14 protein-coding genes are annotated in these 14,756 nt (G+C 57.7%); 8 read left to right on the forward strand and 6 right to left on the reverse strand.

What is annotated here, in order from left to right; genetic code table 11:
- Nucleotides 1-161: 161 nt before the first annotated feature.
- Nucleotides 162-743: a DJ-1/PfpI family protein gene (locus tag QZ383_RS00955; protein ID WP_291442281.1), complete on the forward strand. Its 582-nt coding sequence runs from the start codon at nt 162-164 to the stop codon at nt 741-743.
- 117 nt (nt 744-860) lie between these two features.
- Here the strand turns inward: QZ383_RS00955 and QZ383_RS00960 are convergent, their stop codons facing one another.
- Nucleotides 861-2,360, reverse strand: coding sequence for a radical SAM protein (locus QZ383_RS00960; protein WP_291442283.1), 1,500 nt, complete (start codon nt 2,358-2,360; stop codon nt 861-863).
- A gap of 59 nt (nt 2,361-2,419) precedes the next feature.
- Here QZ383_RS00960 and QZ383_RS00965 point away from each other — a divergent pair, with 59 nt between their 5' ends.
- Nucleotides 2,420-3,535 (forward strand): M15 family metallopeptidase, encoded by a 1,116-nt coding sequence (locus tag QZ383_RS00965; protein ID WP_291442285.1) that lies wholly within the window; start codon nt 2,420-2,422, stop codon nt 3,533-3,535.
- A 200-nt stretch (nt 3,536-3,735) separates the two neighbouring features.
- On the opposite strand, the gene pgl is transcribed toward QZ383_RS00965, so the two are convergent.
- The 5 genes from pgl to QZ383_RS00990 form a co-directional block, all read right to left on the reverse strand.
- On the reverse strand, nt 3,736-4,482 hold the full coding sequence (gene pgl / locus QZ383_RS00970; RefSeq protein WP_291442287.1) for a 6-phosphogluconolactonase: 747 nt from the start codon (nt 4,480-4,482) through the stop codon (nt 3,736-3,738).
- A 118-nt stretch (nt 4,483-4,600) separates the two neighbouring features.
- Nucleotides 4,601-5,659 carry a translation initiation factor IF-2 gene (locus tag QZ383_RS00975; RefSeq protein ID WP_291442288.1) on the reverse strand — a complete coding sequence of 353 codons (1,059 nt, stop codon included), beginning with the start codon at nt 5,657-5,659 and terminating at the stop codon, nt 4,601-4,603.
- On the reverse strand, nt 5,656-6,417 hold the full coding sequence (locus QZ383_RS00980; RefSeq protein ID WP_291442290.1) for a methyltransferase domain-containing protein: 762 nt from the start codon (nt 6,415-6,417) through the stop codon (nt 5,656-5,658). Before QZ383_RS00980 ends, QZ383_RS00975 begins: the two co-directional genes overlap by 4 nt.
- A gap of 193 nt (nt 6,418-6,610) precedes the next feature.
- Complete coding sequence (locus QZ383_RS00985; protein WP_291442291.1) at nt 6,611-6,991, reverse strand: RidA family protein; 381 nt, start codon at nt 6,989-6,991, stop codon at nt 6,611-6,613.
- A gap of 206 nt (nt 6,992-7,197) precedes the next feature.
- The gene (locus QZ383_RS00990) at nt 7,198-8,136 is read right to left on the reverse strand and encodes a bile acid:sodium symporter family protein (RefSeq protein ID WP_291442293.1); all 939 of its coding nucleotides are present in this window, start codon (nt 8,134-8,136) and stop codon (nt 7,198-7,200) included.
- Between the two features lie 200 nt (nt 8,137-8,336).
- On the opposite strand from QZ383_RS00990, the gene QZ383_RS00995 reads away from it, so the two are divergent.
- The 6 genes from QZ383_RS00995 (at nt 8,337) to QZ383_RS01020 (ending at nt 14,709) form a co-directional block, all read left to right on the forward strand.
- A complete protein-coding gene (locus QZ383_RS00995; RefSeq protein WP_291442294.1) occupies nt 8,337-9,785 on the forward strand; it encodes a sigma 54-interacting transcriptional regulator in 1,449 nt (482 codons plus the stop codon).
- 364 nt (nt 9,786-10,149) lie between these two features.
- The gene (locus QZ383_RS01000; RefSeq protein WP_291442296.1) at nt 10,150-11,130 is read left to right on the forward strand and encodes a TAXI family TRAP transporter solute-binding subunit; all 981 of its coding nucleotides are present in this window, start codon (nt 10,150-10,152) and stop codon (nt 11,128-11,130) included.
- Nucleotides 11,130-13,115 (forward strand): TRAP transporter permease, encoded by a 1,986-nt coding sequence (locus QZ383_RS01005; protein ID WP_291442298.1) that lies wholly within the window; start codon nt 11,130-11,132, stop codon nt 13,113-13,115. Before QZ383_RS01000 ends, QZ383_RS01005 begins: the two co-directional genes overlap by 1 nt.
- Before the next feature lie 25 nt (nt 13,116-13,140).
- A complete protein-coding gene (locus tag QZ383_RS01010; RefSeq protein WP_291442300.1) occupies nt 13,141-14,064 on the forward strand; it encodes a dihydrodipicolinate synthase family protein in 924 nt (307 codons plus the stop codon).
- A 49-nt stretch (nt 14,065-14,113) separates the two neighbouring features.
- Entirely contained in the window at nt 14,114-14,506 is a 393-nt protein-coding gene (locus tag QZ383_RS01015; protein ID WP_192111415.1) for a PPC domain-containing DNA-binding protein, read from the forward strand.
- 17 nt (nt 14,507-14,523) lie between these two features.
- The gene (locus QZ383_RS01020) at nt 14,524-14,709 is read left to right on the forward strand and encodes a hypothetical protein (RefSeq protein ID WP_192111416.1); all 186 of its coding nucleotides are present in this window, start codon (nt 14,524-14,526) and stop codon (nt 14,707-14,709) included.
- The last annotated feature ends 47 nt before the right edge of the window (nt 14,710-14,756 follow it).

A 14,756-nucleotide genomic window follows, 5' to 3' on the forward strand; every position in this document is an offset into this window, starting at 1 on the left:
TTGTGCGGGCCAGGGGGAGTCAGGGGCTTGCCCACATGCTTTGTGTGCATATATAAGTATATATACGGTCAAGGCAAGGGCGGTGTTTTGCCGCCCGGCCGCCGCGCAACAACCGGTCTTGGCGACCGCGTTAACGGGCCGCTCCCCGTTTGGAGGAAAATATGAAAAAAATTCTGGTGCTGGCTGGCGACTATGTTGAGGATTATGAAATCATGGTGCCTTTCCAGATGTTGCAGATGCTGGGCTATGAAGTGCATGCCGTCTGCCCCGGGAAAAAGGCCGGAGAAAGCGTGCGCACGGCCATCCATGACTTTGAGGGCGACCAGACCTATTCTGAAAAACGCGGACACAACTTCGGCATCAACTACGATTTCGACAAGGTGAACACCGCTGACTACGCAGGCCTTGTTATTCCCGGTGGCCGCGCCCCGGAATATCTGCGCCTGAACCCCCGCGTTCTGGAAATCGTGCGCGAATTCAACGACGCCAAAAAGCCCATTGCCGCCGTGTGCCACGGCCCGCAGATCCTTGTGACGGCTGGTGTGCTGAAAAACCGTAGTTGCACCGCCTACCCTGCGGTCAAACCCGATGTGGTGGACGCCGGGGCCACCTGGTGCGACTTTAACGAAACACTCACCAGCGCCACTGTGGACGGCAACCTTGTTTCTGCCCCCGCGTGGCCTGCCCATCCCGCCCTGATCGCCGAGTTTGTTAAGCTGCTGGGCGCGAAGATCAGCATCTAGCCTGTTTGCAGGAGGCCTGTAAGGGGTCTCCGAAAGAGCAGCACGGGTTTGTACAGATAAAAGAAAAGGAGAGCATGGCTCTCCTTTTCTTTTATGAAGTGTACAGCGACACTGCATTTATTTTTGCTCTATCAGCTCCACCACCAGGCCTTTTTCAGTGACAGCCACGGGCCGCGCGGGCAACAGCCCGGCATCCGCGACGGGGCGTTTGCCCTGCGTTGGCAAGCGGATGGAGCAGGCGGCATAATATTCGTTCACGCCTTTCACTGAGTTTTTCTTGTTCTTGCCCGCAGATTCCGGCGTGGGCGCCGCTGGTGCGTCAGCGGATACATTTGCGGGTACGCCTGTGGAGTCCGCAAATGCCTGCGGATTGTCAGCCGCCACCAGCATGCGGGGCAGTTTGAGCTGCTCTGCCAGAAATGCCTGCTGTTTGCAGCCCACGGCTTCGCGCAGGCGGGCCGCGCGCTCAAGCTTGAGGCTGTGGGGAATCTGCCCGTCAAAGCGGTCTGCCGCCGTGCCGGGCCGTCGCGAATAGGGGAACACGTGGGCGTAGCTCATGGGCAGGCGGTCGATCAGCTCCAGCAACTGGCGCATGTCGTCTTCCGTTTCGCCAGGAAAGCCCGCGATGATATCCGCGCCCAGGCCCATGATGGGCCAGTGCGAGGCCAGCGCGCTCACGGCATGCTCCAGCATGGTGGGGGTGTAGTGGCCGCGCCCCATGCGTTTAAGCACCGCCTGACTGCCGTGCTGCAAAGAAATATGCAGGTGTGGGCAGAGCATGCGGCAGGCAAGCAGGGCGTCCAGCCCTTGCTGATCGAGCTGGCCGGGTTCCAGCGAACTGATGCGCAGGCGGGCCTGCCCGGCAAATTCCGGCGCAAGAGCCGCGTCAAGCGTGCGCAGCAGGTTCCAGAAGTCGCCCGTATCCGTGCCGCGTCCGTACTGGCCCAGATTGATGCCGGAAACCATGATTTCCGCATGGCCTGCCTGCAACAGACGGCGCGCCTCGGAAACGATTTCGTCCACCGGGCGGCTACGCGGTTTGCCCCGCGTAGAGGGAACAATGCAGTAGGTGCAGCGGTGGGCGCAGCCATCCTGTACTTTCAGCACCGGGCGGGCGCGCTTGAAGGCGGAAATTTGAAATGGCGGAAAGGCCTGCTGGCTTGCCTGCGCCTCGGTCTGCGCAGGGTTTGCTGCGGCAACTGTGGCCGCAGGCGGGGTAGCCTCCAGCTCCCCGGCGGGTGGGGTGATGCCCTCGCCGTCAAGGTCGGCCCATGGGCCATGCAGCAGGCGGCTTTTTTCTTCCTGCGGCACCAGCAGGTCCGGGGCGGCCCAAATGGCGCCGGGGCGTGGTTTGTAATCGGCAAAGAGCCGCGCCGCGCAACCGGTGAGAATCAGGCGCGAGGAGGGAGCCTCCCTGCGCAGGCGGAACACGGCATTGCGTGCGTCCCTCTCGCCCTTGGAGGTGATGGCGCAACTGTTGACGCACACCACATCCGCCTCGGCAGGGGCGCTGCATTCCACGCCGCCCTGGGCAAGCCAGGCTTCGCGAAGTGATTGGGTTTCGTACTGATTGACCTTGCAGCCAAACGTGACCAGATAAAATTTCCAGGCAGACATGGCGCAGATGTACGCAAAAGCGCTTGCCTTGACAAGCCGGGGGCGGCTAGGGTGCCTTCATGCCAATATTGCTGCTTTTTATTTTTTTGTGCTGTGCCCATGTCGCGCAGGCCGAGACGGCTGCGTCATCCAGTGCGCCCCCCAGTGCGCCCGCAACAGCGTCTGCCAATGCCGCGCCCACAAGCGGTACCACTGGGGCGGCAGCTGCCAATGGCCTCATTGACGCCGCTGATCTGCCCGCCGGGCTTGATGATGCCGCGCGAGTGGATTTTTATTGCCTGCGGCGGGCCTATCCGCAGATCGCAACCATGACGACGGACGCGCAGGGCCAGTGGCTGGTGTTTAACGATGGCCGTCGCGTGCTGTATGACGCTGCGCCGGGCGCGGCCCCCTTGGCTGGCTCGCAGGAATCAGAGTGGGTGGTGAGCGTGCGGGCGAGCATGGCCGAGCCGTATCCTCTGGAGCCGCGGCGGCCTGATACTCCTCTGGGTGTTTCGCCGGGGCGGCGGCGCTCCTACGATCTGCTGCAAGCCCTTTACGGAACCACGCCCAAGACTGTCGGGGGGCATCTGGTTCAGGCCCGCCTGCTGGGTCAGCACCTGCATCTTTCGCCCGCTGCGGCGCAAGCCATGAACAGGGCAAACGTTCATCTCGCCCCTCAGGCCGCTCAGGAGCCTCGCCTGAAACCCCTGCTGAAAATGGACGGCGGGTTCGCCTGGCGGCGTATTGCGGGTGAGAACCGCTTGAGTCCCCACGCCTTCGGCATTGCCTTTGACATCAGCCCCGGCATTGCCACCTACTGGCGCTGGAGCAAACTGCGCCCGCACCCCATGCAGCAAAGCTATCCCTCCGTCATTGTGGAAGCCTTTGAAAACGAGGGCTTTATCTGGGGCGGTAAGTGGCATGAATATGATCTGATGCACTTTGAATACAGGCCGGAAATCATCTGCAAGGCCCGCGTGTGGCAGGGGCTGGAACCCTTGCCCATGCAGGAACCTTCACAGGAATCCGTACAGGAGGCAGCCCCGGATATTCCGCAGAAGCCCGCGCACAAGACAGTACGGAAGCCCGTGCAGAAGCCGGAAAAGACCGAAAATCCGCCTTCAGAGCAGCCGTCCGCCAGCCCCGCTGTAGAGGCAAAGCCTGCTGGCGACGATGCTGCCATCGCTCCGTAACGCAGCCAAAAAAGAACATTTCCCGCTCATACGGCTCGCAGGCTGATAATAAAAAGCTCCTTGAAAAAGGAGCTTTTTTGCATTTTCAGCTTTGCCATATTTGATGGAATGCGCAGGAGCCTGCATCTGCTTGGCAGGGATCAAATCAAAGCCACCCGATGGCGGGTGGCTTTGATTGAGATATCCGTGAATGGGGCGGCTTACTCGCCTCTGGCGGCGGCCTCGTCCACAACCCAGATCAGTTCGCCAAATCCGGGGCGTACCTTTTGTGCGGGCAGGGTGGGTTCGGCCAGCAGGTTGAGCGCGCGTGAAAGCACATCGTGCTTTTCCTTGCCGGTAACGAGAAACATGCAGCAGCGGGCGTTGTTGATGACAGGCAGGGTGAGCGTGAGGCGGTCGGCCTTGCGTTCGGGCACGTACTGGTCAATGACAAGGCGCTTGCGTTCGGCAAGGGCGGGCGAATTGGGAAAAATGGAGCCAGTGTGACCGTCTTCGCCCATGCCCAGCAGCATAAAGTCAAAGCGGGGCAGTTCCTGCGGGCCAAGATTGAATTCGGCGCGGATCTGCTGCTCGTATTTGACGGCGGCTTCAACCGGGTCTTCCTCGCCGCGCATGCGGAAAAAGTGCGTGGCGGGAACCATGCTCAGCAGTTCGCGGCGCGCAAGCCCGTAGTTGCTGTCTGGATGGTCGGGGCCAACGCAACGTTCATCCACCCAGTAAAAAGTCATCTTGTCCCAGGGAAGACGGTCGGCCCAGTCTTTGCCCGCCAGCAGGCGGAAAAGCGGCGTGGGGGTCTGCCCGCCGGAGAGCGCGATTCTGAAAACACCCCTGTCGGCGATGGCTTCTTCGCATGCTGCCGCCAGAATGTGGGCGGCACGTTCGGCCATGGCGGCAGGATCTTTATGGATATGCACCGTAAGGTGTATGGAACGGCTGAGGCCCGACATTTTGCGGCTCCTTGAGTTTATGTAGGCTGGCACGGGCGGTGTGCGGCCCGCCAACCTCATCACTATGACACATTCGCCTGCGCGAGAAAAGGGCATAGTGGACAGGTGACTGTGAAAACTACTGAAATTCTTCCAGCAGATCAGGCGCTATGGCAAAATGCAGCATCTCTCCATTGGAGAGGCCCAGGGTTTTCCACGAAGCTTCGCAGGTAAGTTTGCGCGCCGCCACAATGGATTTGCCAAGCGGGCTTGTGCCGTCAACTTCAATAGTCCATCTGCGTTCAAACGTATCGCCCGGAAATGTGGGCTGCACGGCATTAAGAAAACGCTGCATCAGCTCTGTGCCGTCCGGCGCAAAAATTTTGACCGAAAGATCCACGTTGTTGACTGGGGTAGTGCTGATGTTCTTGCTTTGCACGTCCACCACAACAAGAAGCGTCTTTCCGTCTGAAATCAAACCGGCGCTGGCTGTGCAGGTTTTGAGAGGAAGTGTATCTTCCATGCGTTTTTTTATCTTGGCATTTTTGTCAAGAAGCAGTTGCCGTTGCGCGACCATGCGCTCCATCTGGAATTCCCGGAACTGGCGAACCAGCTCCGCGGCATTGACGATGTCGTCCAGCTTCCATCCCTCTGGGGTCTTGTCCATGCGCAGCAGCAGTGAAAACTGTTTGTTCAGCACGGGGTGGTGAATCTGCGCGGCTATCAGCGCGGTGTTCTCCGTGGGGTTCTGCAAGGTCATGGTTGTATAAAACTGGGTAAAAAAGTTTGGCGGCAGAACATACATCGGGGTTCTGAGGCGCACCAGTTCGTCAGTTTCTTCCTTGACGGGTTCTTCCTTGACGCGCGCCTGCTTGAGCAGACCAACCTGAACCATGTCGCTCAGATCACGCAACTGGTTTGGCCCCTTTTTTAAAAAGGGGTAATGCTCTGCAACAGCCTTGGCCAGGGGCTGCGAAATGGCGTCAAAGTTGATCCTCTGTGCCAGTTCTGTGGGTTTGGCCGGGTGCAGGGCGTCCTTTATCTGCGCAAAGGCAAATTCGGCAGTCTGTCTGTACTGGTAGTACCGCCAGCCGCTGTACCCGCCCACCGCTGCAAGAATAACAAGCAGCACTGCGGCCAGCGCCAGCAAGTGCTGGCGTATGAATGCCACAAGGGGGGCAATAAAGGGCAGGTTCATGGCGCTTTCCTCTCTGTGTCGGCAGCCTTGGCCTGAGATTTGTGGCCGCATTCCAGAACAGGCTCCGCGCGGCGCATGCGTCTGCGCCCGAGCCGCAAGGGCAGCGGCGTGACCGGGCGGGATTTTGCCATGTCGATACGGATAATGCCCCAGGCTCCCATGGGCAGCCATGGCAAAACCCTGTTGCAGCCGGAAAGGGCGCACGATGCATTCCATGTGCCCTGCGGTCCGGCAAGAACGCTTGCCCCGCTTATGCGGCCAGCCGAAAGGCTCCTGAGCGCCCGCCATATCTGCCACCAGCAGAAGGTCGGGCCCGGCCATGCGGTTTTGCGGCCGCCAAGCAGGTGGAGCATAAATGGAAGCGAAGCCGAGTTCCAGAATGTGAGGGCAAGGCCTGCGGAGGCCACTCGAAGCGATTCGGTTATGGCCTTGCGTGTGCTGTCGGCTTTGGGCGAGGCAAGGTGCAGCACAACCCAGTCAAATTCGTCATCATCAAAGGGCAGGTGATCATCAGCGGCGGCCAGCACTTCGGCGCGGTCAGCCATACGGCTTGCCTCGGCACGCAACTCTGGATCGTGCTCAGTGGCGGTCATGTCAAAACCGTATTCCCACAGCAGGGGCAACAGCTCGCCGCGCCCGCAGTTCACCTCAAGCAGGGTGCGGCCACGGCGAGGCCAGGGGGCAAGGCAGTGCTGCACAAGCTGCTTCTGCATATGCAGGGCATACTGCCCTGTGATATCCGACTGTCGGTCGTCCATACCGCGCCTCGCATTTGCCGTTAATCTTCTGCATATTCCACTATTTTACAGCATCTGTAAATCGGCAAAGCGCCCTGATGCGGTGGTGTTGCCGTGGCGTCAGGGCACAAACAAACCGCAACGCGGCTGCTTGCAAACAAGAGCCGCGTTGCGGTTGAAGACCGAGCCGTGTCGCCCGTATTGGCGCTAAAAATTACAGCGCGGCAATGGCCTCAATTTCAACCTGCGCGCCAAGCGGCAGCTTGCTGACCTCAACGCAGGAACGCGCGGGGCAGGGGGCCGTGAAATACTTTTTGTATACTTCGTTAACAGCCGCAAAGTTGCCCATGTCGGTGATGAACACGGTGGTTTTAACCACATTTGCGGCGGTCAGGCCCTGTGATTCCAGCAATGCCATAACGTTCTTGCAGGCCTGTTCCGCCTGAGCGCTCACATCGCCTTCCACCAGCTTGCCGATGGCGGGATCAATGGGAATCTGGCCAGAAAAGAAGAACATGTTACCGGTCTTGATGCCCTGACTGTAAGGGCCTACCGCCCCGGGGGCCTTGCTCGTGCTGATGACTTCCTTGCTCATGGCGCTTCCTTCTTCAGATTGCTGGTAATGGTTCAAGGTACTGGGCCGCCGATCTGCTGTCGGCCTGCTGCATGGTATAATCAATGGCATAACCTGCCAGCGGCGGACGGCTGCGGACAACTTGGCACAGCACCGCGCCAGAGTCAAAGCCCGGCAGCTCGTGGGGGCGTTCTGGTTTGGTGAGGCGGTTCTGCTCCGGGCTTCTGTTACGGGTTCGGTTTCAGTTTTTTACCGTGAAAGTAGTTTGAAACCAGCGCACCAGAAATATTCTGCCATACGCTGAACAACGCGCCAGCAATAGCTGAAACCGGGGAAAAATGCGCCAGCGCGAGGGCCGTAGCCAGACCGGAGTTCTGTGTGCCGACCTCAAAGCAGAGGGCGCGGCAGCGGGGTTCGTCAAATTTCCAGATGCGGCCCACCACATAGCCAAAGGCCAGGCCCAGCAGGTTGTGGCACACGACCACCAGAAAGATATTGACGCTGGCTCGAAGGATGCTCTGGGCATTGATGGCCATGATGCCAGCCACCACAATGGTGATGGTCAGCGCCGAGGCCGGGGGCAAAAAGGGGATGGCCCGTTCTGTAAGCCTGCCGCAGTATCGGTGCGCCGCAATGCCCAGAATAACCGGGATCACCACGATTTTGAGAATGGAGACGAACAGGGCCCCCATGTCTACAGGAACCCACACGCCGCCCAGCAACCATGTGAGCACCGGCATGAGCGCCAGCGCAACAACCGTGGTCAGTGAAGTAAGCGCTACGGAATACGGCACATCCCCTCTGGCAATAAAGGTCAGCACATTGGAGGCGGTGCCGCCGGGGGCCGTGCCCACAAGGATGACGCCCATTGCCAGATCGGGCGGCAGGGCGAACAGATGGCACAACGCAAAGGCCAGCAGCGGCATACAGCCGAACTGGGCCAGCAAACCCAGCAGCAGGGCGCGCGGCTGGGAAAATACCAGGCTGAAATCCTTGAGCCGCAGGGTCATGCCCATGCCAAACATGATACAGCCCAGGAGCGGCGTAACATGCGGGGCCACCCAGCGGAACAGCTCCGGCTTCCATAAGGCCAAAGCCGAGCATGCCAGAATAAGCGCTCCCATGTAACGGGTAAGTGCGTTGCCAGCGCGCTGTAAGATGCTCAACCTTTGTCTCCTGTTGCGCGGTTTTCTGCCGCGATGGTGTGAGGCGCATACTGGCAGAGAGCGTACCCGGTTGCAAGCCGGCAAAACTTGTGCTTGGCTTGGGCAAAAGGTATCGCTCAGGTACTTTCAGGTGCTGCTTCGCCGTGGCGTGCCATGCGTTCTGCATCCCCCCGATAGTTTTTTACCCAAGAGCAACAGGAATGGCAGAACTTTCCAGCCTTATGCAAATTCAGCCTTTTGTGCAGGCCTATGTGCTTGCGGTTGCTTCCATTCTGGATGCGCCCGTTACCGTGGTTGACTGCAATCTAGTGCGTGTGGGTGGCACTGCGGAATATGAATCGCTCATCAGCCAGAAGATCGCGCACAGTGCTTTTTTTGACAAAGTATTCAAGACCGGCAAGCCAGCCTTTGTCAAAAACGTGCAGAACGATCAAGCTTGCAGCGTGTGCGCCAACCGCGAGAACTGCAATGAACTCGCCGACATGGCCTACCCCATCTTTTTAAACAACAAGGTGGCTGGCATTATTGGTATTGTTGCATTTAACGAGGACGAACGTGGGCGGCTGCTGGGGAATCAAAAAAAACTTCAGGAATTTCTCAAATATATGAGCATGCTGATTGAAAGCAAGCTTGTCACGCAGCAGCATTCGCGCATTCTTGAGCACCAGCTTGATGCAGTCGTGAGCGGTGAACGCAAACAACTGGAAGAAACCCCCCTGCTTGGCAACAGTGCTGCCATACGCGATATCCTGGCCATGGTGCGGAAGATCGCCGCATCAGATTCCACCGTGCTGATCAGCGGCGAAAGCGGCACCGGCAAGGAGGTGCTGGCCCGCACCATCCACAGTATGAGCGGGCGCGGCAAGCGGCTGATGACGGTTGTGAACTGCGGGGCCATTCCTGAAAATCTGGTGGAGAGCGAGCTGTTTGGTTATGAAGAAGGCGCGTTTACTGGCGCCAGAAAGGGCGGAAGCATGGGCAAGTTTGAACTGGCCCATGCAAGTACGCTGTTTCTGGACGAAGTGGGCGAGATGCCTCTGCCCGTGCAGGCCAAACTGCTGCGCGTGCTTCAGGACAAATGCGTGCAGCGGGTGGGCGGTTCTGCGTCAATCCCGGTGAACGTGCGCATTGTCTGCGCCAGCAACCGTAATTTGCAGGAAATGGTCGCCCAGGGAACCTTTCGCAACGATCTGTATTACCGCCTGAATGTCATCCCCATCCACATACCGCCCTTGCGTCTGCGGCGTGAGGATATCCCTGTTTTTATCGAGAGCTTTCTTGCCCGCTACCGGCGTGAACTGCGCCGCGACGTACGCGGGCTTGACCCTGTGGCTTATGACGCGTTCATGGGCCATGATTGGCCGGGAAATGTACGTGAATTGCGCAATATCATTGAATATCTTGTTAACGTGGTTGAAGGCCCGCTGATACGGGGCAATGATTTGCCGCAGCATTTTTTTGCCAGGCGGTCAGGAGCATTGTCTACAACAACGCTCAAGGAAATGCTCGCGGTGCACGAAAAACAGCTTTTGGAGCGCCTGATCGCCGTAGCTGCCAGCACGGAGCAGAAAAAACTTCTGGCGCAGCGTCTGGGCATCAGCAGCGCCACATTGTACCGTAAGCTACAAGAATATAATCTGCTGCATTAGCCCTCTGAAATAGCACAACAGCCTGCCTTGTCTTTTCAAGACAGTTGCAAACAGCAATGGATTACTTTTCTCATATTTGAGAAATATGTTCTCATATTTGAGAATGAAAATAACATATTGAAATGTTAACTATTTTAACTATATTTGTTCTGGGTGTTTTCAATTTTGCATCTGGTAGCTCTTTACTCCAATGTGGGGTGAGAGCCGTGAGCGCTAGAGCCGCAAGGTCTGGGAAAGGGTATATGATTTTGGAATGAATTTTGATAGGGTACTAACGATTTTGGTCCCCCCAGAGTATTGCCAAGTGCCAGCGACCTGCCGTGCCTTACTGAAGGCCGGAATAAACCGTACACAGGAGTGTTCTATGAAAAAGGGTTTGATTTCGCTGTTGGTTACCGTGGTTATGCTGGCGGCTGGGCTGGCCCAGATGGCCCAGGCGGCGGAGCTGAAAACGTTTACCATTACCTCTGGCCCGCTTGGCGGCGATTTTTACGCCCTTGGCGGCGTTATCGGCGAGGCTGCCCGTTCGGTCATGCCTGGCGCTACCGTGAGCGTCAATACTGGCGGCTCGGTGGAAAACCTGCTGAAGATTGATGCGGGCAAGGCTGACCTTGGTACAAGCATGATCAAGCTGTACGAAGAAAGCCTCAAGGCCGAAGGCGTGTTCGCCAGCCGCAAGCCTGTGCAGAATGTAAAAATCATGATGTATGTGGCGCCCATGCCCATGAGCTACTTTCTTGTGCGTGAGGATTCCCCCTACACCTCCATTGCGGATATTGCCCGCACCAAGCCTAAAATCCGTCTGCTGACCTCCAAAAAAGGCTCTTCGCCCGCTGTGGCCTCTGAGAACATGCTCAAGCAGTACGGTTTCTCGTTTGAAGACATCAAGGAATGGGGCGGCTCTGTGAGTTACGTTTCCTATGCGGAAGCCTCCTCCCTTATTCAGGACGGTCACGCGGACGCCTATGTGGGCCCCATTGTTTCGTCCATCAACGAGCTGATCACCACCGTCAAAATGAAGATGCTGCCCATTGATCAGGCGGTTCTCGACAAGCTGAGCAGCGATGGCTACATGACCTTCACCATCAAGGCCGGGCAGTATTACTTTATCACAAAGGATACGCCGCACATGGCCGAAACCGTGGTTTTGCCCGTGGGCGCCAACCTGCCGGACGATGCCGTGTACGCCCTGACCAAGGTGCTTTGTGAAAAGCCCGAGATGATCCGCAATGTGCACCAGACCTATTCGGTCTTTGACCCCAGCAAAAGCGCTGATCATATTGCCGTGCAATACATTCACCCCGGTGCCCTGCGTTATTACAAGGAAAAGGGCTGGGTGAAATAATGGCTTCTTCCGAGCAAAAGGACGCCACAGGCGCGTCAACAAAGGTCAATCTGGCCCGCAGCGCTGTGGAAAAAGAACTTGCTGGCGAAGCAAGCAATGACTTTGGCGAAGTTGCGGGTCAGCAGGGTTTTGCCAGGCTTGTGCAATACCTCATCTTCTTTGGCTGCCTGCTGTTTGCGGGCTACCATTGCGTCACCACCATTTTTGGAATGCCGGTGGCCTATGTGCATCGGCCCATCCACGTCATGTTTGCCGCATCGCTGGCCTTTCTGGTGTACCCATCCAGCAAGAAGCGCGGCCCTGCGCCCCTGGATCTTGTGCTGGCGCTGGTGGCTCTGGCGGCTTTTGCGCTGCCAGCCATTCAGGCTGACCAGATTGCGGAACGTCTGGTCATGGTTGACGACCTGACCCTTGGGCAAACCATCAGCGGCATTACTGCCCTGGTGCTGGTTCTGGTGCTTATTCAGCGCGTTGTGGGCATGTCGTTGCTGGTGGTCTGCCTGTTGTTTCTGGCCTATGCGTTGTGGGGGAACCATATCCCCGGCATGCTCGCGCACAAGGGGTTTTCGTGGAACGAAGTGGTGGATTATCTGGGGTTCGGGCTTGAGGGCCTGTATTCTTCTGCCATCGGTGTTTCAGCCACCTATATTGCCGCCTTCATTGTTTTTGGCACCTTTCTTGAGCGCTGCGGCGCGGGCGACGTGCTCATGGATCTTGGCCGCGCGCTGACAGGCCATTATCGCGGCGGTCCTGCAAAAATTGCTGTTATTACCAGCGCCTTTTTCGGCACCATTTCCGGCTCTGCAGCCGCCAATGTTTACGCAACGGGCGCGTTTACCATCCCCATGATGAAAAAGGCCGGGTACAAACCTGTGTTTGCCGGCGCTGTGGAGGCCGCAGCCTCCACAGGCGGGCAGATCATGCCCCCGGTCATGGGCGCAGCCGCATTCCTGATGGCGGACACGCTGGGCATACCCTACCTTGAGGTGTGCAAGGCGGCGGTGATCCCGGCCTTTCTGTACTTTTTCTCCATCCTCATGATGGTGGATTTTGAGGCCGCCAAGCTGGGCCTTTTGGGGGTTCCCAAGGAGGAACTGCCCCGCATGAAGGATGTTGTCAAAAGACTCTATCTTCTGCTGCCCATTGTGGTGCTGCTTGTGATCATGATGATCGGCTACACGCCCTTCAGGGCGGCGATGGCTGCCGCTGCGTCTGCCGTGCTGGTTTCGTGGGGCGATAAAAAGTTTGCCATCGGTCCGCGACGCTTTGTTGAGATACTTTCCACCGCCGGGCGGCGCATGATCCTGATCGCGGTTGCCTGCCTTGGCGCGGGTATCGTTATCGGCGTTGTGTCGCTCACTGGCGTGGGGCTTAACCTCGCCTCGGTGGTCATTTCCATATCCGGCGGCAGCACCATAGTCGCGCTGATTCTGATCATGCTTGCCTCGCTCCTCATGGGCATGGGCACGCCCACCACCGTGGCCTATGTGCTTGTGGCAACCCTGGGGGTTCCCGCCTTGCGCGAGCTTGGCTTCAGCGTGCTTTCTTCGCATTTCTTCGTATTTTATTTCGGGGTGATCTCCATGGTCACGCCGCCAGTGGCTGTTGCCGCTTATGCAGGCGCGGAAGTGGCGGGCGCCTCCATGATGCGCACGGGTCTGATCGCCTCGCGCCTGTGCAGCGTGGCCTTTATCGTGCCGTTTTTCTTCATGTATGACCCGGCTCTGCTCATGCAGGGCGAGTGGCCGAACATCCTCCAGGTTTTTGTTACCGCCACCATTGGCACCGTTGCCCTGGCTGGCGGCATGGAACGCTGGTTTTTCCGCCCCATACCGTTGCCGGTGGCCCTGCTGTTGATTGTGGGCGCGTGTCTGCTAATTATCCCCGGCACCATTACAGACATGATTGGCCTTGGCATTGTGTTTGTTACCGGCGCGTATTGTAAAATGAGCAGCAAGGCCGTGCAGGCCCGTGCTGTTGCCTGAGGCAGAGCATTAAAGGAGATTGAAGATGGGAAAGTTGATTTATCCTGAAGGTTCCTGGGTAGCGATTGTTACCCCCTTTACCGAAAATAACACCATTGACCTTGGTGTAATGCATGATCTTGTGGATTTTCACGCCGCCAACGGCACCAGCACCTTGCTTGTGCTGGGTTCCACCGGCGAACCCACAACCCTGACCATTGAAGAAAAAAAGACCGTCATCAAGGATATGGCCAGCTACTGCAAGGGCAAGATCCATGCGTTTTTTGGCGTGACCCACGGCGACACCGAAAAAACCATCGATCTTGCGCGCTACGCGCAGGAGCAGGACGCGGACGGCATCGTTGTTGTGGTGCCGCCCTATCTGTGCCCGGATCAGGCATCCGTGCTGGAATACCTCATTGATGTCTGCCTTTCTGTTGATATCAGCGTGGGCCTGTACAACAACCCCGCCAGAGTCGTGGCCAACGTCAATGCGGAAACAGTCATCACGCTGTTCAATTCCGTACCTAACCTGGTGGCCGACAAGGAAGCCATGCCCAACGTGGGCCAGATTGCCACCATTCAGGAAGGCACTCACGGAGAGCTGCCCATCCTGTGCTGCGATTCGCCCGCCTACGCCCTGACCCTGCCCGTGCTGGCCTTTGGCGGCGCGGGAACCGCCAACGTGACAGGCAATATTCACCCCCGCGCCATGGCTGAAATGTCCCGCCCCTGGAAGAACTTTGAAGACGTGCAGCGTACCCGCAGGATTTACAACGAGCTGCTGCCCATCATGGAGGCCTGCTACGCTGCCACCAACCCTGTGGCGGTGAAGACCTTTGTGCGCCTGCTTGGCTTTCCTGTCGGTCACTGCAAGCGCCCCATGCGCGATGTCAGCCCCGAGATTCAGGGAGGCATGAAGTGGCTGATTGAAGAATTTGAGCTCAAAAAAATCTACAACCTCAAGTGATGCCTTGTCGTTATGGTTTATACCTGTCGCGGCAAACATCGAGGATTTCATGCAAGTAACAGAACTGACCCAGCCTAAATGGTACAAATTGCGCCTTGGCCCAGGCTCTGACCTGTTTCAGGGACTGCGGGATTTTTTTGAGCAACAGAAGCTTGAACGGGCCTTTATTCTTTCAAGCATTGGCTCCCTTGAAAAAATTATCTGCAACTACCCGGTAACCTGCACAACCATGCCGCCGCCGGTGAAATCCAAAACCATTGAAAAGTTTTTGGAAGTCAACGGCATCACGGGCGAAATGTGGCGCGAGAACAACCAGGTGCGCGTTCATCTGCACGGCTCTGTAACCCACGAGGGCGAAACGCTTTTTGGGGGCGGCATGGCTGATGGCGCCAAGGTGCTGGTTCAGGTTGAGATGGTAGTCATGGGACTGCTGGAACAATAAATTTCTGGAGAAAGATCATGCCTTTTCTTACCTTTACCTGCGAACACTGCAACAAGGTATCCCACCGGTTTCTGCGCCCCTCACAGGTGCGCGGCACGGTTCTTTGCCCCCATTGCAAAAAGCCCATCACTTCGGGCGGCAAGTCTGCATCCGGCTCGCCAGCGCCCGCCAGCGGCCAGCAGGTAACTTGCGCCAAACTGTAGGCGCATACACTCTTCATTCAATCTGGGTGCCCCCCTTCCGGCGCAAT

The organism is Desulfovibrio sp., from assembly GCF_019422935.1.
Taxonomy (GTDB): Bacteria; Desulfobacterota; Desulfovibrionia; order Desulfovibrionales; family Desulfovibrionaceae; genus Desulfovibrio.